This is a genomic window from Streptomyces sp. NPDC097981 (assembly GCF_040302565.1).
Lineage (GTDB): Bacteria > Actinomycetota > Actinomycetes > Streptomycetales > Streptomycetaceae > Streptomyces.
The window spans coordinates 124,107-145,525 of sequence record NZ_JBEORW010000014.1 but is presented as its reverse complement, the minus strand read 5'-3'; the positions used below and the strand labels follow the sequence as shown (position 1 = coordinate 145,525).

Sequence of the window (21,419 nt, the reverse complement as noted above, 5' to 3'; positions counted from 1 at the left end):
ATGACTGCGCAGATCAAGTACGCCGACGTCGAGGTCGGCACCGAGCTGCCGGCGGGGTCCTTCCCGGTGGCGCGCGCCACGCTGGTGCGGTACGCGGGTGCCTCGGGCGACTTCAACCCGATCCACTGGAACGAGAAGTTCGCCAAGGAGGTCGGGCTGCCGGACGTGATCGCGCACGGCATGTTCACGATGGCCGAGGCGATCCGCGTGGTCACCGACTGGGTCGGCGACCCGGGTGCGGTCGTGGAGTACGGCGTGCGGTTCACGAAGCCGGTGGTGGTCCCGAACGACGCCGAGGGCGCGGTGATCGAGGTGACGGCCAAGGTCGCGGCGAAGCTGGAGGACAACCGCGTGCGGGTGGACCTGACGGCGATGAGCGCGGGCCAGAAGGTCCTGGGCATGTCCCGCGCGGTCGTGGCCCTGGGCTGAGGCGTCCGGTTCGGGCCGGCGGGCCCGCCGCCGGGCGTGGGCGGCGTCGGCGGGGCGGGGCGGCGGCACGCAGGGCGGCAGCGGGGCGGGCGGGGCCGGTGGGAGCCGGTGGGGCGGCATCTGAGCAGCCCCGGGGTTTCCCGTCGGCCCATCGTCCTTCCGGCCCGTGCCGGCCCGTCAAGGGCGCTCCTCCTGCGTCATCGCGTCGCGTCGCTTTGCCTCGCGACGGCCTTCGGCCCCCCCTTGACCGACCGTCCCGCCCGGAAAGACAAGGGCTGCCGGGAATCCCCCGAAGGAACGGGACGGGCCGTTCCTTCGCAGCGGCCCCGTCAGGGACCCGCCCCCCGGTCCCCGACCGTCCGAAGCACCGGCCGGGCGTCTGCCTGCACGGCAGGGTGGCGGGCGCATCAGGTCGCCACGCACTGCTCCCGCCTCGGCGTCTGCAGCCCGTCTGGGGCCGGACACAGGCCGCCCACGCGCAAGATGGGGTCCTTGACCTCGTTCGGCGACGATCGGACGGCCGACCGCGGACGAGGCGCAGGCCGCCCACGCCCGCCGGGCCCGAACCGCCCGCGCCCGCCGGGCCGGATAGCCCGGCCCGGCCGACTTCGCAGGGCGGCTTACGGGGTTGCGGAGTTAGTGATTGGCCACTAACTTTGACTCATGGCAAGGATGAGCGCAGAAGAGCGGCGGGAGAGCGTCGTCCGGGCGGCGATGCACGAGTTCGCCCGGGACGGGTACTACGGGACCTCCACCGAGGCGATCGCCAAGCGGGTGGGCGTGTCCCAGCCGTACCTGTTCCGGCTCTTCCCCAACAAGCAGGCCATCTTCCTCGCAGCCACCGCGCGCTGCATGGACGACATCCGGCTCGCGTTCGTGGAGGCCTCCAAGGGGCAGCCCGCGGGGGAGGTGCTCAAGGCCATGGGCGATGCCTATGCCGATCTCATCGCCGACCGGCCCGAGCTGCTCCAGATGCAGCTCCAGGCCAGCGTGACCGTCGCCGCGGCCGAGGCCGCCGGGGAGGCCGGCTTCGGGGAGCTCGTCCGGGCCAAGTGGATGGAACTCTGGGACACCGTGCACCTCGCCCTGGGGGCGGATGTCGACCAGACGACCATGTTCATGGCCTACGGCATGCTCATCAACACCCTCTCGGCCATCGGCTTCCCGGCCGGCCACCGGGTGTGGGACGGGTGCTACCCCACGATCCGGCCCGGAGAGGGCGCGGCGCACGCCGGGCCGTGATGTGCCCGGGTCCGGGGCGGCGGGCCCTCCGCCCTCCGCCCTCCGCGGCCCTGCGCCTCGGCCCTGCGATGTCCATACCGCACCGCACCGCGTCATCGCATGTGCATGGGCATGGGCATGGGCGCGAAAGTTAGTAAGCAATAACTAATGATTCAGGGGGAATCGTGAACAGCCAAGACACCGACAGCAAGTTCCGCGGGCCCGCCGTCTGGGCCCTCGTCCTCACCGGGGCCGCCAGCTTCATGGCCGCCCTCGACAACCTCGTCGTCACCACGGCTCTGCCCGCCATCCGCGAGGACCTCGGCGGCAAGCTGGAGGACCTGGAGTGGACGGTGAACGCCTACACGCTCACCTTCGCCGTCCTCCTCATGCTCGGCGCCGCCCTCGGTGACCGCTTCGGCCGTCGGCGGTTCTTCATCGGTGGTCTCGCCGTCTTCACCGGGGCCTCCGCCGTGGCCGCCCTCTCGCCCGGGATCGACACGCTCATCGCCGCCCGCGCCGTTCAGGGCATCGGCGCCGCGATCATGATGCCGCTCACCCTCACCCTGCTCATGGCCGCCGTCCCGGCCGCCCGCCGCGGCATGGCGCTCGGGATCTACGGAGCCGTCACCGGCCTGGCCGTCGCCAGCGGTCCCCTGATCGGCGGCAGCCTCACCGAGCACATCTCCTGGCAGTGGATCTTCTGGCTGAACGTTCCGACCGGTCTCGCCCTGATCCCGCTCTCCCGCCTGCGCCTCGCCGAGTCCACCGCCCCCGGCGCCCGTCTCGACGTTCCCGGCACCCTCCTGATCAGCGGCGGTCTCTTCGGCATCGTCTACGGCCTCGTCAACGCCAACTCGGACGGATGGACCAGCCAGACAGTCCTCGGCTCCCTGATCGTCGGCGGCCTGCTCGTCCTGGCCTTCGTCCGCCACGGCGCCGTCAGTGCGAACCCCATGCTGCCCATGCGGCTCTTCCGCAACCGAGGCTTCGTCGGCATCAACATCGCCAGCCTGCTGATGTTCCTCGGCATGTTCGGATCGATCTTCCTGCTCAGCCAGTTCTTCCAGGGCGTCGCCGGGTACTCGCCCACCGAGGCGGGCCTGCGCATGCTCCCCTGGACCGGCATGCCGATGATCGTCGCTCCCATCGCCGGCATCCTCTCCGACCGGATCGGAGGCCGTCCGGTCGTCGCCACCGGTCTGGCGTTCCAGGCCGTCGGCCTCGGCTGGTTCGCGGTGATCCTGGACGCGGACGTCTCGTACGCCGCCCAGCTGCCCGCGCTCATCCTCAGCGGAATCGGCATGGCCCTCTACTTCGCCCCCGCCGCCAACGTGCTGATGTCCACGGTCGGCCCCGCCGACCAGGGCAAGGCCTCCGGCGCCAACAACGCCCTGCGCGAGGTCGGCGGCGCCCTCGGCATCGCGGTCCTGGCCTCGGTCTTCTCCGCCCAGGGCGGCTACGAGTCCCCCCAGGCCTTCACGGACGGCACCGTCCCCGCCCTGTGGATCGGCGCTGCCGCGGTCCTCGTCGCCGCGGTCCTCGCCCTGATGGTCCCGGGCCGGAGCAGCAGCTCTGTCCGCGTCGCCGACGCCCCCGCCGACGCCTCTGCGGCCGAGGTCACCGCCGCCGCGTACTGACCCCCGGACCCGCCGCCCGGCGAAGCCGCAGCCGGCCAGCCGGCCGGCCAGCCGGCCAGCCAGCCCGCCCCGACACGCCGAAGGAGCCACGCCGTGCCCGACATCCCCTGGTCCACGCCCACCCCGCCCGCCCCCGGCGCCGAGGTCTACGTCATGGCCTCCCGCTTCGAGACCGCCACCCTGGCCGGGGCCCTGAAGTTCTTCCTCAGGTCGCCCGGCATCATCCGCCAGATCCGCCGCGCCCCCGGCGCCCACGGCGTCGCCCTGCGGGCCCGGGTCTTCAGCCGCACCTTCCTGACCCTCTCCGCCTGGGAGGACCGCGACGCCCTCTACCGCTTCGCCCGCAGCGAGCCGCACCGCTCCGGCTCCCGCGCCGCTGCCGCGTACATGAAGGAGTCGCAGTTCACCTTCTGGACCGTCCCGGCCACAGCGCTTCCCGTCCGCTGGGACGAGGCCGAACGGAGGCTCGCCGCGGAGAAGGCCCGCGCGTGACGTCCGCGACGCCCGAGACGTACGGTCCGTGGCCCCGCAGGGATGCGAGGGGTACGGACCGTACTCTTGTCCACGTGCAGGAACTCCACCACGCCCCCCTCGCCCCCCTGACCACCTTCCGCCTCGGTGGCCCCGCCACCCGTCTGGTCACCGCGACCACCGACGCCGAGGTGGTCGACGCCGTCCGTGCCGCGGACGAGAGCGGCACTCCACTCCTCGTCATCGGCGGCGGCAGCAACCTGGTCATCGGCGACCGCGGCTTCGAGGGCACCGCCCTGCGCATCGCGACCACGGGCTTCCACCTCGACGGCACCACCCTGGAGCTCGCCGCCGGCGAGAACTGGAGCGACGCCGTCGCGCGTACCGTCGAGGCGGGCCTGGCGGGCATCGAGTGCCTCGCCGGGATCCCCGGCTCCGCCGGTGCCACCCCGATCCAGAACGTCGGGGCGTACGGCCAAGAGGTCTGCGACACGATCACCGAGGTCGTCGCCTACGACCGCACCCGGCACGAGACGGTTACGCTGACCGCCGCCGAGTGCGCGTTCTCGTACCGCAACAGCCTCTTCAAGCACGAGCCCGACCGGTACGTCGTGCTCCGCGTCCGTTTCGCCCTGGAGGACGCCGGCGGGCTCTCCGCGCCGATCAAGTACCCCGAGACCGCCCGCGCCCTCGGCGTCGGGGCCGGCGACCGGGTCCCCGCCGCCACCGCCCGCGAGACCGTGCTGCGCCTGCGCGCGGGCAAGGGGATGGTCCTCGACCCCGCCGACCACGACACCTGGTCCGCAGGCTCCTTCTTCCACAACCCGATCCTGACCGACGAGTCGTACGCCGCCTTCCTCACCCGCGTCCAGGACCGCCTCGGCCCCGACACCACCCCGCCCGCGTACCCCGCCGGCGACGGCCGTACGAAGACCAGCGCTGCCTGGCTGATCGACAAGGCCGGCTTCACCAAGGGCTACGGCACCGGGCCCGCCCGCATCTCCACCAAGCACACCCTCGCCCTGACCAACCGCGGCGAGGCCACCACGGAGGACCTCCTCTCCCTGGCCCGCGAGGTCGTCGCGGGCGTCCACGCGGCCTTCGGCGTCACCCTGGTCAACGAGCCGGTGACGGTCGGCGTCAGCATCTGAGGAGTCCCGGCCGCCATGCTCTGTCCACTGCACGGGGCCGGTACGGACCCCACCCGCCTGGTGGGGCGCACGATCAGCAGGATCGTTGCGTCCTGGCACGTCTACGAGGGCGAACGCTCCGAGGCGCCGCTCGACGTCTGGCTGATCGACAGCGAGGGCGAGTCCACCAGGATCACCACCGGGTCCGACTGGTGCCTCATCGTCGAATCCGCGCCGCCGCACGAGCCGTACGACATGGGGGAGTGGGGCCGGATCGAGGTCGGCGAGGACCTGGGCGACCACCCGTTCCTGCGGCACCTCGGGGACACGGTCGCGAGCGTGGCCGAGTTCGCGGTGCCGGAGACCGGGCGCACGCAGCTGGAGATCGGCTTCCCCGACGGCGACCGGGTACGGGCCGACTGCTGGGAGGGCGACCTGCGGCTCACCCGCTGACCGCCGGTCGACCGGCTACGCCGCCAGCCAGTGGTCGATCCCGGCCAGCAGCTTGTCCTGTACGTCACGGGGCGCCGCCGAACCGCGCACCGACTGCCGGGCCAGCTCGGCGAGCTCCGCGTCCGTGAACGCGTGGTGGCGGCGGGCGATCTCGTACTGCGCCGCCAGCCGCGACCCGAACAGCAGCGGGTCGTCCGCGCCCAGCGCCATCGGCACCCCGGCCTCGAAAAGAGTGCGCAGCGGGACGTCCTCGGGCCGCTCGTAGACCCCGAGGGCGACGTTGGAGGCGGGGCAGACCTCACAGGTGATCTGCCGGTCCGCGAGCCGCTTCAGCAGCCGGGGATCCTCGGCGGCCCGTACGCCGTGGCCGATGCGAGAGGCGTGCAGATCGTCCAGGCAGTCCCGGACGGAGGAGGGGCCGGTGAGCTCGCCGCCGTGCGGGGCCGCGAGCAGACCGCCCTCGCGTGCGATGGCGAAGGCCCGGTCGAAGTCGCGGGCCATGCCGCGCCGCTCGTCGTTCGAGAGCCCGAAGCCGACGATGCCGCGGTCGGCGTAGCGGACGGCGAGGCGGGCGAGGGTACGGGCGTCGAGGGGGTGCTTCATCCGGTTGGCGGCGATGAGGACCCGCATGCCGAGCCCGGTCTCCCGGGAAGCCGCGTCGACGGCGTCCAGGATGATCTCGACGGCCGGGATCATGCCGCCGAGCAGGGGGGCGTAGGAAGTGGGATCCACCTGGATCTCCAGCCAGCCGCTGCCGTCCCGCACGTCCTCCTCGGCTGCCTCGCGGACGAGGCGCCGGATGTCCTCGGGCTCGCGCAGGCAGGAGCGGGCGGCGTCGTACAGCCGCTGGAAGCGGAACCAGCCGCGCTCGTCGGTGGCACGGAGCTTGGGCGGCTCCCCGGCGGTCAGCGCGTCCGGGAGGCGCACACCGTACTTGTCGGCGAGCTCCAGGAGGGTCGACGGCCGCATCGACCCGGTGAAGTGCAGGTGGAGGTGGGCTTTCGGCAGAAGCGTCAGATCGCGTACGTGCTCCATCCGGTGATCCTGCCGTACCGCTGCGCTCGGCGGGAGGGGGTTTTACCGATCGGGGTCTTGCTCGAACGCGAGAGCGGTGCCGGCGGGGCGGGAAACCGGGGAGGAACCGGGGCGGACACGCCGGAGCGGCGGCACCCCCGATGGGGCACCGCCGCTCCGGATCAGGTCCGCGGACCGTTCTAGGCCTTGGCCTCGGCCAGCAGCTTCTGGATGCGGGAAACGCCCTCGACCAGGTCCGTGTCGCCCAGGGCGTACGACAGACGCAGGTAGCCGGGGGTGCCGAAGGCCTCGCCCGGGACGACCGCGACCTCGGCCTCGTCCAGGATCAGCGCGGCCAGCTCGACGGAGGTCTGCGGGCGCTTGCCGCGGATCTCCTTGCCGAGGAGCTCCTTGACCGACGGGTACGCGTAGAACGCGCCCTCGGGGGTCGGGCAGAAGACGCCGTCGATCTCGTTCAGCATCTTGACCATCGTCTGGCGGCGGCGGTCGAAGGCCTTGCGCATCTCCGCGACCGCGTCCAGGTTGCCCGAGACGGCGGCCAGCGCGGCGACCTGGGCCACGTTGGAGACGTTGGACGTGGCGTGCGACTGGAGGTTGGTCGCCGCCTTGATGACGTCCTGCGGGGCGATGACCCAGCCCACGCGCCAGCCGGTCATCGCGTACGTCTTGGCGACGCCGTTGACGACGATGCACTTGTCGCGCAGGGCCGGGACCAGCACGGGCAGCGAGGTGAACTTCGCGTCGCCGTACACGAGGTGCTCGTAGATCTCGTCCGTGAGGACCCACAGGCCGTGCTCCGCGGCCCACTCGCCGATCGCGCGCGCGTCGGCCTCGCTGTAGACCGAACCGGTCGGGTTCGACGGGGAGACGAACAGAACGACCTTGGTGCGCTCGGTGCGGGCGGCTTCGAGCTGCTCGACGGACACGCGGTAGCCGGTGGTCTCGTCGGCGACGACCTCGACCGGGACACCGCCGGCGAGGCGGATCGACTCGGGGTAGGTGGTCCAGTACGGAGCCGGGACGATGACCTCGTCACCCGGGTCCAGGACGGCGGCGAACGCCTCGTAGATCGCCTGCTTGCCGCCGTTGGTCACCAGGACCTGCGACGCCTCGACCTCGTAGCCCGAGTCGCGCAGCGTCTTCGCGGCGATCGCGGCCTTCAGCTCGGGCAGGCCCCCGGCCGGCGTGTAGCGGTGGTACTTCGGGTTGCGGCAGGCCTCGACCGCGGCCTCGACGATGTAGTCCGGGGTCGGGAAGTCGGGCTCGCCCGCGCCGAAGCCGATGACCGGGCGCCCGGCGGCCTTGAGGGCCTTGGCCTTGGCGTCCACGGCGAGGGTGGCGGACTCGGAAATGGCGCCGATACGGGCAGACACCCGGCGCTCGGAGGAAGGCGTTGCAGAGGTCATGGGGCCAATCGTCCCAGACGCCCCAGAGGCGCCGCACACCGTTTCAGCCATCGGACGGAGCACCCGGAAATGCGCTCTGTTCGACGTCAGGGCCCGGACCACGTACACTCACCTGTCGTTGGACCCCGCCGATCACTCCGGAGCGCGAGCACTCCGTGCACCCGTCCGGATGCGGTAGGTTGGGGGACGCAACAAAGGGTCGTAGCTCAATTGGTAGAGCACTGGTCTCCAAAACCAGCGGTTGGGGGTTCGAGTCCCTCCGGCCCTGCTCCACACTCCTTCTCGGACGTGTGCGCAGGTACGTACTTCGATGCAACGCCGTGCGGCGCAACCGGGCGCGGCTACGGCCACGACCCGGATTCAGGTGAGAGACGTGACGGACGCCCTGGGCTCCATCGACATGCCTGACGCCGAGGACGACACTCGCGAGAAGAAGGCCCGCAAGGGCGGCAAGCGCGGGAAGAAGGGTCCTCTGGGCCGCCTCGCGCTGTTCTACCGCCAGATCATCGCGGAACTCCGCAAGGTCGTCTGGCCGACGCGCAACCAGCTCACGACGTACACCACTGTGGTGATTGTCTTCGTCGTCATCATGATCGGTCTGGTGACCGTGATTGACTATGGGTTCCAGGAAGCCATCAAGTTCGTCTTCGGCTGATCCCCGCGGAGGGCGGCGCCTTGATGGGTGCCGCCCGTTTTCGCATGTTCGACCACCTTTTGTATCCAGGAAGAAGCAGCCACCGTGTCTGACCCGAACCTGAACGCGAGCCCCGACTCCGTCGAGTCCGTCGAGGACGCGCTCGACATCGTCGAGGCGGCAGACGCTGTGGACCCCGACGAGGCCGAGCTCGCCGACGCCGAGGCGGGTGCCGCCGCCGAGGAGGCCGCGCTGCACGTCGAGGACGAGGCTGACGAGGCCGCAGACGACGAAGAGGCCGACGAGGCCGACGAGGCCGACGACGTCGAGGGCGAAGAGGCCGTCGAGGACGAGGCCGCGACCGGCGAGGACGCGGAGGAGGCCGAGGAGGCCGCCGACGCCGAGCCCGCCGAGCCCGTGGACCCCATCCAGGCCCTGCGCGACGAGCTGCGCCTCCTGCCCGGCGAGTGGTACGTGATCCACACCTACGCGGGCTACGAGAAGCGCGTGAAGGCCAACCTGGAGCAGCGTGCCGTCTCGCTGAACGTAGAGGAGTTCATCTACCAGGCCGAGGTGCCCGAGGAAGAGATCGTCCAGATCAAGAACGGCGAGCGCAAGAACGTCCGGCAGAACAAGCTGCCCGGTTACGTTCTCGTCCGCATGGATCTGACGAACGAGTCCTGGGGCGTCGTCCGGAACACGCCGGGCGTCACCGGCTTCGTCGGCAACGCGTACGACCCGTACCCGCTGACGCTGGACGAGATCGTCAAGATGCTCGCCCCGGAGGCGCAGGAGAAGGCCGCCAAGGCCGCTGCGGAAGAGGCCGGCCTGCCCGCGCCCGCCGTCAAGCGCACCATCGAGGTCCTGGACTTCGAGGTGGGCGACTCGGTCACCGTCACCGACGGCCCGTTCGCGACGCTGCAGGCGACCATCAACGAGATCAACCCCGACTCGAAGAAGGTCAAGGGCCTCGTCGAAATCTTCGGCCGCGAGACCCCGGTCGAGCTCAGCTTCGACCAGATCCAGAAGAACTGATCTTCTGAGACAACGCTTCCGGACAGGTCAGACCGCCCCGCAAAGGGCGGTCTGACCTGCTCGGTTTTTAGCCCCGCCCCGATACCCGTTATCGTGGTGCGGTATGCCTCCATCCGGTGACCGGATTGGCGGCTGAAAACTCTCACTAGGACCCGGAGAGAGCAATGCCTCCCAAGAAGAAGAAGATCACGGGGCTTATCAAGCTCCAGATCAAGGCCGGTGCGGCCAACCCGGCTCCGCCGGTCGGCCCCGCGCTCGGTCAGCACGGCGTCAACATCATGGAGTTCTGCAAGGCCTACAACGCCGCGACCGAGTCGCAGCGTGGCATGGTCGTGCCGGTGGAGATCACGGTCTACGAGGACCGTACCTTCACCTTCATCACCAAGACTCCGCCGGCCGCGCGCCTCATCCTGAAGGCCGCGGGCATCGAGAAGGGCTCCGGCGAGCCCCACAAGACCAAGGTCGCCAAGCTCACCGGCGCCCAGGTCCGCGAGATCGCCGAGCTGAAGATGCCCGACCTCAACGCCAACGACGTCGACGCCGCGATGAAGATCATCGCCGGCACCGCGCGCTCGATGGGCGTCACGGTCGAAGGCTGATCCAGCCACCCCCAGCACCACCAGTGGTAGGGCCAAGCGCTGGTCCGCACCACGACTCCATGCCTGAAGCCGAAAAACAGGAGCAGAAGTGAAGCGCAGCAAGACTCTCCGCGCTGCGGACGCCAAGGTCGACCGGGAGAAGCTGTACGCCCCGCTCGAGGCCGTCCGTCTCGCCAAGGAGACCTCCACGACCAAGTTCGACGCCACCGTCGAGGTCGCCTTCCGCCTGGGTGTCGACCCGCGCAAGGCCGACCAGATGGTCCGCGGCACCGTGAACCTCCCGCACGGCACCGGTAAGACCGCCCGGGTCCTGGTCTTCGCGACCGGTGACCGTGCTGCGGCCGCGGAAGCCGCCGGCGCCGACATCGTCGGCGACGACGAGCTGATCAACGAGATCGCCAAGGGCAACCGCCTGAACGAGTTCGACGCGGTTGTCGCCACTCCGGACCTCATGGGCAAGGTCGGCCGCCTCGGCCGCGTGCTCGGTCCCCGTGGCCTGATGCCGAACCCGAAGACCGGCACCGTCACCATGGACGTGGCCAAGGCTGTCACCGAGATCAAGGGTGGCAAGATCGAGTTCCGTGTCGACAAGCACTCGAACCTGCACTTCATCATCGGCAAGGTCTCCTTCACCGATGAGCAGCTGGTCGAGAACTACGGCGCGGCCCTGGACGAGATCCTTCGTCTGAAGCCGTCCGCCGCCAAGGGCCGCTACGTCAAGAAGGCCGCCCTGAGCACCACGATGGGCCCCGGCATCCAGCTGGACTCGAACCGCACCCGGAACCTCCTCGTCGAGGAAGACCCGGCCGCGGTCTGATCGGGTCGAGCCTGACGGCTCACTGATCTGCTGAACGGGCCCGTCGCCCCCTTCCCGGGGGCGGCGGGCCCGTTTTCCGTTTCCTGTGCGATCCCTGTGCGATTACTGTCAGTGGTGAGACGTACAGTGACTGCTGGCAGCATCACAGGTGAGACCGCCTGGAGCGTCGCTGCCTTGCACACCCAGGGGTGGGGAACGAATGAACGCATACCGCAAGAAGACCGTCGGCGCCGTCCTGGCCGCCCTCCTGCTCGCAGGCGGAGCCACCGCGTGCGAGGGCGGAAAGGACGCGAAGAAGGACAACGGGGGGTCCGCGGCCCCGTCCCAGGCCGCGCAGAAGCCGGCGGAGGCCGCCCCGGCCGCGTACCTGGAGAAGACGAAGAAGAAGTCCGAGGAGATCACCTCCCTCCGCTACACCATGTCCGGCAAGGCCGCGGGGCAGAACATCACCGGCGAGGCCGCCATGCGGATCAAGCCCACGGTGGCCATGTCGATGACGATGGACTCGCCCGAGAAGCCGGGCGAGAAGGTGGAGATCCGCCTGATCGACGGCGCCATGTACATGGGCGCCGACGGCAAGTGGCTGAAGTTCGACCTCAAGACCCTGGCCCCGGAGCAGGCCAAGGAGCTGGACTCGCTCGGCTCCGCCCAGCAGGGCCAGAACCCGGCCGACACGGCCGACAGCCTGAGCGCCTCGAAGGACCTCAAGAAGGTCGGCGAGGAGACCATCGACGGGCAGAAGACGACGCACCTGTCCGGCACCGTCACGCTCGACGAGCTGAAGACCCGCAGCGCCGCCTCGACCCCCGAGGCCAAGGAGCGCCAGGAGAAGAACGTCAAGGCGCTCGAAGAGCAGGGCATCAAGAACCTGACCATGGACATCTGGATCGACGAGGCCGACCAGGCCAAGCAGGTCCGCACCCAGGGTCAGGGCACCTCTGGCCCGATGGACGTCACCATCAAGTTCAAGGACGTCAACAAGCCGGTCGAGGTCACCGCGCCGCCGGCCGACCAGGTCGTGGACCTGGCCGAGATGATGAAGGGCGCGGGCGGCGCGGGCGGCGCCTGACCGCGCCCCGTGCACGCCCGAGGCCGGGCCCTCCGCCCCCTTCCGGGAGCGGAGGGCCCGGTTTCGTCATGGATGTGGAGGACCCGGCTCCTGATGCCCCCGGGCCGATTTGCCTCGGCTCGACCCCTTCACGTAGTCTTCCCCGGAAGCCAAAGACCGCTGGTCGTTGCTGTGCCCGTGAGGGTGCGGCGGCCGAAGGATCCGCTGACTGCGGACGACCCGCGCAGGTGACTGTGGAGAGTTCCCGGAACACGTTCCGGTCGAGCTACGCCCTGGCGCCTGCGCCGGGGCGTTTTGTATGTCAGCCCCTTCTGAGCGGTCCTCATCACCCGGAAGGAGGCGAACGCACCATGCCGACGCCCAACAAGGCTGCATCGGTAGCCGAGCTCAAGGACGCGTTCCAGAGCTCGAACGCCGCCGTGCTGACCGAGTACCGGGGTCTCACCGTCGCGCAGCTCAAGACGCTGCGTCGCTCCCTTGGTGAGAACGCCCAGTACGCCGTGGTGAAGAACACGCTGACCAAGATTGCGGCCAACCAGGCCGGGATCACCGCGCTGGACGAGCACTTCGCTGGTCCGACCGCGGTCGCCTTCATCACCGGTGACCCGGTGGAGTCGGCGAAGAGCCTGCGTGACTTCGCCAAGGACAACCCGAATCTCATCATCAAGGCGGGTGTCCTTGATGGCAAGGCGCTCACCGCCGATGAGATCAAGAAGCTTGCGGACCTCGAGTCCCGCGAGGTTCTGCTCAGCAAGCTGGCCGGCGCGTTCAAGGGCAAGCAGTCTCAGGCTGCCTCGCTCTTCCAGGCGCTGCCGTCGAAGTTCGTCCGCACCGCGGAAGCGCTTCGCGTCAAGCTCGCCGAGCAGGGCGGTGCCGAGTAATTCGGCTCGCGCATTGATCCACGCCGCCTAGTGCGTGGGTCGTAGCGGGCCGTTACGCCCGCCTCTATATACATCCGGCACCTGCCGAATTAGTGGAAGGATCGCCCATCATGGCGAAGCTCTCTCAGGACGACCTCCTCGCCCAGTTCGAGGAGATGACCCTCATCGAGCTCTCCGAGTTCGTGAAGGCCTTCGAGGAGAAGTTCGACGTCACCGCCGCCGCGGCCGTCGCCGTTGCCGGCCCCGCCGGCCCGGGTGCCGTTGTCGAGGCCGAGGAGGAGAAGGACGAGTTCGACGTCATCCTCACCGGTGCGGGCGACAAGAAGATCCAGGTCATCAAGGTCGTGCGCGAGCTGACCTCCCTGGGTCTGAAGGAGGCCAAGGACCTCGTCGACGGTGCGCCGAAGCCGGTCCTGGAGAAGGTTGCCAAGGACGCCGCCGAGAAGGCCGCCGAGGCCCTCAAGGGCGCCGGTGCGGCCGTCGAGGTCAAGTAACACCTCTGGGGCCTCCTGAGGCCCCAGCCAAGGGCGATCACCCGTAAGGGTGGTCGCCCTTTGGCGTACCCGCAGTGCCTGATTTGCCCTGGTCCCGTTGGGGAGTAGGGTGATCATCGTTGCCCCGCAGCCGGGTCCGGAGCTGATCCGCACGGAGCAGGGGGCCTTGACGAACGGCACGCAGCGCGCAATTCTCAGACCCGTTGTGGGATCGGTCGGCCCGGTCCGGGATCCGGAGGCACGGATCCGAGATCCGAGGCATGGATCGACTGCGAAGAGGGCAGTACTGATACGCGCTCTGCGTACGAGAGCCGCGTGTTGGACGCAGGGTTGCAGGGTTGGTTTAAACGACATGGGGAAGGCCTGTTGCCGGTTTCCGGAAACCTGGTCTGGACATCAGTGAGCCAAGTGGCTACACTGACCCTTTGCGCTGCCTGTTAGCTGCCCCCTGCCCGTCGCCAGGGGCATGCCCACGCTTGAGCACACTTGATTGATACGCCCTGACCAGGCCTTTTGGGCCAAATCAGGCGGGCCGTCTTCTGTGTCAGCTGGGACCGGTACGCGCGTAGTGAGTCCGAGCCCTCGGAAGGACCCCCTCTTGGCCGCCTCGCGCAACGCCTCGACCAATACGAACACCGGTGCCAGCACCGCCCCGCTGCGCATCTCCTTTGCAAAGATCAAGGAGCCCCTCGAGGTTCCGAACCTCCTGGCGCTGCAGACCGAGAGCTTTGACTGGCTGCTCGGCAATGCAGCCTGGAAGTCTCGCGTCGAGTCGGCGCTCGAGAGTGGACAGGACGTCCCCACCAAGTCCGGTCTGGAAGAGATCTTCGAGGAGATCTCGCCGATCGAGGACTTCTCCGGTTCGATGTCGCTGACGTTCCGCGACCACCGGTTTGAGCCGGCGAAGAACTCCGTCGACGAGTGCAAGGAGCGCGACTTCACGTACGCGGCGCCGCTCTTCGTCACGGCCGAGTTCACGAACAACGAGACCGGTGAGATCAAGTCTCAGACGGTCTTCATGGGCGACTTCCCGCTCATGACCAACAAGGGCACCTTCGTCATCAACGGCACCGAGCGTGTCGTGGTGTCGCAGCTCGTCCGTTCCCCCGGTGTCTACTTCGACTCCTCCATCGACAAGACGTCCGACAAGGACATCTTCTCCGCCAAGATCATCCCGTCCCGGGGTGCCTGGCTGGAGATGGAGGTCGACAAGCGCGACATGGTCGGCGTCCGCATCGACCGCAAGCGCAAGCAGTCCGTCACCGTCCTCCTGAAGGCTCTCGGCTGGACCACCGAGCAGATCCTTGAGGAGTTCGGCGAGTACGAGTCCATGCGCGCCACCCTGGAGAAGGACCACACCCAGGGCCAGGACGACGCACTGCTCGACATCTACCGCAAGCTGCGCCCGGGCGAGCCGCCGACCCGCGAGGCCGCTCAGACGCTGCTGGAGAACCTCTACTTCAACCCGAAGCGCTACGACCTCGCCAAGGTCGGCCGCTACAAGGTGAACAAGAAGCTCGGCGCCGACGAGCCGCTCGACGCCGGTGTGCTCACCACCGACGACATCATCGCGACGATCAAGTACCTCGTGAAGCTCCACGCGGGCGAGACCGAGACCATCGGTGAGTCGGGCCGTTCGATCGTCGTCGAGACCGACGACATCGACCACTTCGGCAACCGTCGTCTGCGCAACGTCGGCGAGCTCATCCAGAACCAGGTCCGCACGGGTCTGGCTCGTATGGAGCGCGTCGTGCGCGAGCGCATGACCACCCAGGACGTCGAGGCGATCACGCCGCAGACCCTGATCAACATCCGGCCGGTCGTCGCCTCCATCAAGGAGTTCTTCGGCACCAGCCAGCTGTCGCAGTTCATGGACCAGAACAACCCGCTGTCGGGTCTGACGCACAAGCGTCGTCTCTCGGCGCTGGGTCCCGGTGGTCTGTCCCGTGAGCGGGCCGGCTTCGAGGTCCGTGACGTCCACCCGTCGCACTACGGCCGCATGTGCCCGATCGAGACCCCTGAAGGCCCGAACATCGGTCTGATCGGCTCGCTCGCCTCCTACGGCCGCGTCAACGCGTTCGGTTTCGTCGAGACCCCGTACCGCAAGGTCGTCGACGGTGTCGTCACCGACGAGGTCGACTACCTGACCGCCGACGAGGAAGACCGCTTCGTCATCGCCCAGGCGAACGCCGCGCTGAACGACGAGATGCGCTTCACCGAGAACCGCGTCCTCGTCCGCCGTCGTGGTGGCGAGATCGACTACATCGCCGGCGGCGACGTCGACTACATGGACGTCTCCCCGCGCCAGATGGTGTCCGTCGCGACCGCGATGATCCCCTTCCTTGAGCACGACGACGCCAACCGTGCCCTCATGGGCGCGAACATGATGCGCCAGGCCGTTCCGCTCATCAAGGCGGAGGCCCCGCTCGTCGGCACCGGCATGGAGTACCGCTGTGCGGTCGACGCCGGCGACTCGATCAAGGCGGAGAAGGACGGTGTCGTCCAGGAGGTCTCGGCCGACTACATCACCGTCGCCAACGACGACGGCACGTACACCACGTACCGCGTCGCCAAGTTCTCCCGCTCGAACCAGGGCACCTCGGTCAACCAGAAGGTCATCGTCAACGAGGGCGACCGGATCGTCGAGGCCCAGGTCCTCGCCGACGGCCCGGCCACCGAAGAGGGCGAGATGGCCCTCGGCAAGAACCTGCTCGTCGCGTTCATGCCGTGGGAAGGCCACAACTACGAGGACGCGATCATCCTGTCGCAGCGCCTCGTGCAGGACGACGTCCTCTCCTCGATCCACATCGAGGAGCACGAGGTCGACGCCCGTGACACCAAGCTGGGCCCCGAGGAGATCACCCGGGACATCCCGAACGTCTCCGAAGAGGTCCTCGCCGACCTCGACGAGCGCGGCATCATCCGCATCGGTGCGGACGTCGTCGCCGGCGACATCCTGGTCGGCAAGGTCACGCCCAAGGGTGAGACCGAGCTGACCCCGGAGGAGCGCCTGCTCCGCGCGATCTTCGGTGAGAAGGCCCGCGAGGTGCGTGACACCTCGCTGAAGGTGCCTCACGGTGAGATCGGCAAGGTCATCGGTGTCCGCGTCTTCGACCGCGAGGAGGGCGACGAGCTTCCTCCGGGCGTGAACCAGCTGGTCCGCGTCTACGTCGCCCAGAAGCGCAAGATCACCGACGGTGACAAGCTCGCCGGCCGTCACGGCAACAAGGGTGTCATCTCCAAGATCCTTCCGATCGAGGACATGCCCTTCCTCGAGGACGGCACCCCGGTCGACATCATCCTGAACCCGCTGGGTGTCCCGTCCCGAATGAACCCGGGACAGGTCCTGGAGATCCACCTCGGCTGGCTCGCCAGCCGCGGCTGGGACGTCTCCGGCCTCGCGGAGGAGTGGGCCGAGCGCCTGAAGGCGATCGGCGCCGACCGCGTCGAGCCCGGTACCAACGTCGCCACCCCCGTGTTCGACGGCGCCCGCGAGGACGAGCTCGCCGGCCTGTTCGAGCACACCATCCCGAACCGCGACGGTGACCGCCTGGTCCTCCCGTCCGGCAAGGCGCGCCTGTTCGACGGCCGCTCCGGCGAGCCGTTCCCGGACCCGATCTCTGTCGGGTACATGTACATCCTGAAGCTCCACCACCTGGTCGACGACAAGCTCCACGCTCGGTCGACCGGTCCGTACTCGATGATCACGCAGCAGCCGCTGGGTGGTAAGGCGCAGTTCGGTGGCCAGCGCTTCGGTGAGATGGAGGTGTGGGCGCTTGAGGCTTATGGCGCCGCTTACGCCCTCCAGGAGCTGCTGACCATCAAGTCCGACGACGTCACCGGCCGCGTGAAGGTCTACGAGGCCATCGTCAAGGGCGAGAACATCCCCGAGCCGGGCATTCCCGAGTCCTTCAAGGTGCTCATCAAGGAAATGCAGTCGCTCTGCCTCAACGTGGAGGTGCTGTCCTCGGACGGCATGTCCATCGAGATGCGCGACACCGACGAGGACGTCTTCCGCGCGGCGGAGGAGCTCGGTATCGACCTGTCCCGGCGCGAGCCGAGCAGCGTCGAAGAGGTCTGACGGGCCTGACGGGGGGCTCGCTCAAGAGCCCCCCGTCATCCCCGGGACCGTTCAGACCATGATTGAGACTCGACCCCGAAAGAGGGATTGACGCACAGTGCTCGACGTCAACTTCTTCGACGAGCTGCGGATCGGCCTTGCCACCGCGGACGACATCCGAACCTGGTCGCACGGCGAGGTCAAGAAGCCGGAGACCATCAACTACCGCACCCTCAAGCCCGAGAAGGACGGACTCTTCTGCGAGAAGATCTTCGGTCCTACCCGGGACTGGGAGTGCTACTGCGGCAAGTACAAGCGTGTCCGCTTCAAGGGCATCATCTGTGAGCGCTGTGGCGTCGAGGTCACGCGCGCCAAGGTGCGTCGTGAGCGGATGGGCCACATCGAGCTTGCCGCTCCCGTCACCCACATCTGGTACTTCAAGGGCGTCCCGTCGCGCCTGGGCTACCTGCTGGACCTCGCGCCGAAGGACCTCGAAAAGGTCATCTACTTCGCCGCGTACATGATCACGTTCGTCGACGACGAGCGCCGTCAGCGCGACCTGCCGTCGCTGGAGGCCCACGTCTCCGTCGAGCGCCAGCAGATCGAGAACCGCCGTGACGCGGACCTCGAAGGCCGTGCCAAGAAGCTTGAGAGCGACCTGGCCGAGCTTGAGGCCGAGGGCGCCAAGGCCGACGTGCGCCGCAAGGTGCGCGAAGGCGCCGAGCGCGAGATGAAGCAGCTCCGCGACCGCGCCCAGCGCGAGATCGACCGCCTCGACGAGGTGTGGAACCGCTTCAAGAACCTCAAGGTCCAGGACCTGGAGGGCGACGAGCTGCTCTACCGCGAGCTGCGCGACCGCTTCGGTACGTACTTCGACGGTTCGATGGGTGCCGCGGCGCTGCAGAAGCGCCTGGAGTCCTTCGACCTGGAGGAGGAGGCCGAGCGCCTCCGCGAGATCATCCGTACCGGCAAGGGCCAGAAGAAGACCCGTGCGCTCAAGCGCCTCAAGGTCGTCTCCGCGTTCCTGCAGACCAGCAACAGCCCCAAGGGCATGGTTCTGGACTGCGTCCCGGTCATCCCGCCGGACCTGCGTCCGATGGTGCAGCTGGACGGTGGCCGCTTCGCGACCTCCGACCTGAACGACCTGTACCGCCGCGTGATCAACCGCAACAACCGTCTGAAGCGTCTCCTCGACCTCGGTGCCCCCGAGATCATCGTGAACAACGAGAAGCGCATGCTTCAGGAGGCCGTGGACGCCCTCTTCGACAACGGTCGTCGTGGTCGCCCGGTGACGGGCCCCGGCAACCGCCCGCTGAAGTCCCTCAGCGACATGCTCAAGGGCAAGCAGGGTCGATTCCGCCAGAACCTCCTCGGCAAGCGCGTGGACTACTCCGCGCGTTCCGTGATCGTCGTCGGTCCGCAGCTGAAGCTGCACCAGTGCGGTCTGCCCAAGGCCATGGCGCTGGAGCTCTTCAAGCCGTTCGTGATGAAGCGCCTGGTCGACCTGAACCACGCGCAGAACATCAAGTCGGCGAAGCGCATGGTCGAGCGCGGCCGTACGGTCGTCTACGACGTGCTCGAAGAGGTCATCGCCGAGCACCCGGTGCTGCTGAACCGTGCGCCCACGCTGCACCGTCTCGGCATCCAGGCCTTCGAGCCCCAGCTGGTCGAAGGCAAGGCCATCCAGATCCACCCGCTCGTCTGCACCGCGTTCAACGCGGACTTCGACGGTGACCAGATGGCCGTGCACCTGCCGCTCTCCGCGGAGGCGCAGGCCGAGGCCCGCATCCTGATGCTGTCCTCGAACAACATCCTCAAGCCGGCCGACGGCCGTCCGGTCACGATGCCGACCCAGGACATGGTCCTCGGTCTGTTCTTCCTGACCACCGACGGTGAGCTCCGTGACACCAAGGGCGAGGGCCGCGCGTTCGGCTCCACGGCCGAGGCGATCATGGCGTTCGACGCCGGTGAGCTCGCGCTGCAGTCGTCCGTCGACATCCGCTTCCCGGTGGGCACCATCCCGCCGCGCGGCTGGGTGCCGCCGGTCGCCGAAGAGGGCGAGCAGGAGTTCCAGCCGGGCGACAGCTTCCGCCTGAAGACCTCGCTGGGCCGTGCGCTCTTCAACGAGCTGCTGCCCGAGGACTACCCGTTCGTCGACTACTCGGTGGGCAAGAAGCAGCTCTCCGAGATCGTCAACGACCTGGCGGAGCGCTACCCCAAGGTCATCGTGGCGGCGACGCTCGACAACCTGAAGGCGGCCGGCTTCCACTGGGCGACCCGTTCGGGCGTCACCGTGGCCATCTCCGACGTCGTCGTGCCCGAGGCCAAGAAGGGCATCGTCGCGGGCTACGAGGCGATGGACGAGAAGGTCCAGAAGCAGTACGAGCGCGGTCTGATCACCAAGGACGAGCGCACGCAGGAGCTCATCGCGATCTGGACCAAGGCGACCAACGAGGTTGCCGAGGCGATGAACGCGAACTTCCCCAAGACGAACCCCATCTTCATGATGGTTGACTCGGGTGCCCGAGGAAACATGATGCAGATGCGACAGATCGCCGGTATGCGTGGTCTGGTGTCGAACGCGAAGAACGAGACCATCCCGCGTCCGATCAAGGCGTCCTTCCGTGAGGGCCTCACCGTTCTGGAGTACTTCATCTCCACGCACGGTGCCCGTAAGGGTCTGGCGGACACCGCCCTGCGTACCGCCGACTCGGGTTACCTGACCCGTCGTCTGGTGGACGTCTCGCAGGACGTGATCATCCGCGAGGAGGACTGCGGCACCGAGCGCGGCCTGAAGCTGAAGATCGCCGTCCGCGGCGAGGACGGCGTGCTGCGCAAGGCCGACGACGTCGAGACGTCCGTCTACGCCCGCATGCTGGCCGAGGACGTCGTCATCGACGGCAAGGTCATCGCGCCGGCCAACGTCGACCTCGGTGACGTCCTGATCGACGCCCTGGTCGCCAACGGCGTCGAGGAGGTCAAGACCCGCTCGGTCCTGACCTGTGAGTCCGCGGTCGGCACCTGTGCCTTCTGCTACGGACGCTCGCTCGCCACCGGCAAGCTGGTCGACATCGGTGAGGCGGTCGGCATCATCGCCGCCCAGTCCATCGGTGAGCCCGGTACCCAGCTGACGATGCGTACCTTCCACACCGGTGGTGTGGCCGGTGACGACATCACGCAGGGTCTGCCGCGTGTCGTCGAGCTCTTCGAGGCCCGTACCCCGAAGGGTGTCGCCCCGATCTCCGAGGCCGCCGGCCGCGTGCGGATCGAGGAGACCGAGAAGACGAAGAAGATCGTCATCACGCCCGACGACGGCAGCGACGAGACGGCCTTCCCGATCTCGAAGCGCGCCAAGGTCATCGTGCACGAGGGCGACCACGTCGAGGTGGGCCAGAAGCTCACCGCGGGTGCCACCAACCCGCACGACGTGCTGCGCATCCTCGGCCAGCGTGCCGTCCAGGTCCACCTGGTCGGCGAAGTCCAGAAGGTCTACAACTCGCAGGGCGTGTCGATCCACGACAAGCACATCGAGATCATCATCCGGCAGATGCTGCGCCGCGTGACGATCATCGAGTCCGGCGACGCGGAGCTCCTGCCGGGCGAGCTCGTCGAGCGCTCGAAGTTCGAGACCGAGAACCGTCGTGTGGTCACCGAGGGCGGTCACCCCGCCTCCGGCCGTCCGCAGCTGATGGGTATCACCAAGGCCTCGCTGGCGACGGAATCCTGGCTGTCGGCCGCCTCCTTCCAGGAGACGACCCGAGTCCTGACGGATGCGGCGATCAACGCCAAGTCCGACAGCCTCATCGGCCTCAAGGAGAACGTCATCATCGGTAAGCTCATCCCGGCCGGTACGGGCCTCGCCCGCTACCGCAACATCCGGGTCGAGCCCACCGAGGAGGCGAAGGCCGCGATGTACTCGGCCGTCGGCTACGACGACATCGACTACTCGCCCTTCGGCACCGGCTCCGGCCAGGCTGTCCCGCTGGAGGACTACGACTACGGCCCGTACAACGGCTGAGTCGAGCGCAAGCAGTAACCGCAGGGC

17 protein-coding genes and 1 tRNA gene are annotated in these 21,419 nt (G+C 68.5%); 16 read left to right on the top strand and 2 right to left on the bottom strand.

Going from position 1 to position 21,419, the window contains the following annotated elements; translation table 11 throughout:
• The 6 genes from ABTY04_RS16500 to ABTY04_RS16475 all read left to right on the top strand — a co-directional run bounded on the left by ABTY04_RS16500 (position 1) and on the right by ABTY04_RS16475 (position 5,344).
• The gene (locus ABTY04_RS16500; RefSeq protein WP_352214044.1) at positions 1–429 is read left to right on the top strand and encodes a MaoC family dehydratase; all 429 of its coding nucleotides are present in this window, start codon (positions 1–3) and stop codon (positions 427–429) included.
• Positions 430–1,092: 663 nt separating this feature from the next.
• Positions 1,093–1,671 (top strand): TetR/AcrR family transcriptional regulator, encoded by a 579-nt coding sequence (locus ABTY04_RS16495; protein ID WP_352214043.1) that lies wholly within the window; start codon positions 1,093–1,095, stop codon positions 1,669–1,671.
• Between the two features lie 164 nt (positions 1,672–1,835).
• The gene (locus ABTY04_RS16490; protein WP_352214042.1) at positions 1,836–3,290 is read left to right on the top strand and encodes a DHA2 family efflux MFS transporter permease subunit; all 1,455 of its coding nucleotides are present in this window, start codon (positions 1,836–1,838) and stop codon (positions 3,288–3,290) included.
• 93 nt (positions 3,291–3,383) lie between these two features.
• On the top strand, positions 3,384–3,782 hold the full coding sequence (locus ABTY04_RS16485; RefSeq protein ID WP_352214041.1) for a DUF3291 domain-containing protein: 399 nt from the start codon (positions 3,384–3,386) through the stop codon (positions 3,780–3,782).
• Positions 3,779–4,912 carry a UDP-N-acetylmuramate dehydrogenase gene (locus ABTY04_RS16480; RefSeq protein ID WP_352214040.1) on the top strand — a complete coding sequence of 378 codons (1,134 nt, stop codon included), beginning with the start codon at positions 3,779–3,781 and terminating at the stop codon, positions 4,910–4,912. The genes ABTY04_RS16485 and ABTY04_RS16480 overlap by 4 nt, the downstream gene beginning before the upstream one ends.
• Positions 4,913–4,927: 15 nt before the next feature.
• Complete coding sequence (locus ABTY04_RS16475; protein ID WP_352214039.1) at positions 4,928–5,344, top strand: hypothetical protein; 417 nt, start codon at positions 4,928–4,930, stop codon at positions 5,342–5,344.
• Positions 5,345–5,359: 15 nt separating this feature from the next.
• On the opposite strand, the gene ABTY04_RS16470 is transcribed toward ABTY04_RS16475, so the two are convergent.
• Together ABTY04_RS16470 and ABTY04_RS16465 are read right to left on the bottom strand one after the other, a co-directional pair.
• Positions 5,360–6,379: an adenosine deaminase gene (locus ABTY04_RS16470; protein ID WP_352214038.1), complete on the bottom strand. Its 1,020-nt coding sequence runs from the start codon at positions 6,377–6,379 to the stop codon at positions 5,360–5,362.
• A gap of 179 nt (positions 6,380–6,558) precedes the next feature.
• Positions 6,559–7,785: a pyridoxal phosphate-dependent aminotransferase gene (locus ABTY04_RS16465; RefSeq protein ID WP_352214037.1), complete on the bottom strand. Its 1,227-nt coding sequence runs from the start codon at positions 7,783–7,785 to the stop codon at positions 6,559–6,561.
• A 195-nt stretch (positions 7,786–7,980) separates the two neighbouring features.
• Between ABTY04_RS16465 and ABTY04_RS16460 the strand changes: the two genes are divergently transcribed.
• From ABTY04_RS16460 to ABTY04_RS16415, 10 genes are all read left to right on the top strand, one after another.
• Positions 7,981–8,053, top strand: a tRNA-Trp gene (locus tag ABTY04_RS16460).
• A 105-nt stretch (positions 8,054–8,158) separates the two neighbouring features.
• Complete coding sequence (gene secE / locus ABTY04_RS16455) at positions 8,159–8,440, top strand: preprotein translocase subunit SecE (RefSeq protein WP_030154653.1); 282 nt, start codon at positions 8,159–8,161, stop codon at positions 8,438–8,440.
• Positions 8,441–8,524: 84 nt separating this feature from the next.
• The gene (gene nusG, locus ABTY04_RS16450) at positions 8,525–9,454 is read left to right on the top strand and encodes a transcription termination/antitermination protein NusG (RefSeq protein ID WP_352214036.1); all 930 of its coding nucleotides are present in this window, start codon (positions 8,525–8,527) and stop codon (positions 9,452–9,454) included.
• 164 nt (positions 9,455–9,618) lie between these two features.
• On the top strand, positions 9,619–10,053 hold the full coding sequence (gene rplK / locus ABTY04_RS16445) for a 50S ribosomal protein L11 (RefSeq protein ID WP_327284902.1): 435 nt from the start codon (positions 9,619–9,621) through the stop codon (positions 10,051–10,053).
• An 88-nt stretch (positions 10,054–10,141) separates the two neighbouring features.
• A complete protein-coding gene (gene rplA / locus ABTY04_RS16440) occupies positions 10,142–10,870 on the top strand; it encodes a 50S ribosomal protein L1 (protein WP_030154662.1) in 729 nt (242 codons plus the stop codon).
• 199 nt (positions 10,871–11,069) lie between these two features.
• Complete coding sequence (locus ABTY04_RS16435) at positions 11,070–11,939, top strand: SCO4651 family lipoprotein (protein ID WP_352214035.1); 870 nt, start codon at positions 11,070–11,072, stop codon at positions 11,937–11,939.
• A gap of 350 nt (positions 11,940–12,289) precedes the next feature.
• Entirely contained in the window at positions 12,290–12,820 is a 531-nt protein-coding gene (gene rplJ, locus ABTY04_RS16430) for a 50S ribosomal protein L10 (protein WP_030008449.1), read from the top strand.
• Positions 12,821–12,930: 110 nt separating this feature from the next.
• Positions 12,931–13,314 carry a 50S ribosomal protein L7/L12 gene (rplL, locus tag ABTY04_RS16425; protein ID WP_031152699.1) on the top strand — a complete coding sequence of 128 codons (384 nt, stop codon included), beginning with the start codon at positions 12,931–12,933 and terminating at the stop codon, positions 13,312–13,314.
• A gap of 598 nt (positions 13,315–13,912) precedes the next feature.
• Positions 13,913–17,395, top strand: a complete 3,483-nt coding sequence (gene rpoB / locus ABTY04_RS16420) for a DNA-directed RNA polymerase subunit beta (RefSeq protein ID WP_352214034.1) — start codon at positions 13,913–13,915, stop codon at positions 17,393–17,395.
• A 97-nt stretch (positions 17,396–17,492) separates the two neighbouring features.
• Positions 17,493–21,392 (top strand): DNA-directed RNA polymerase subunit beta', encoded by a 3,900-nt coding sequence (locus ABTY04_RS16415; protein WP_352214033.1) that lies wholly within the window; start codon positions 17,493–17,495, stop codon positions 21,390–21,392.
• Positions 21,393–21,419 lie beyond the last annotated feature (27 nt).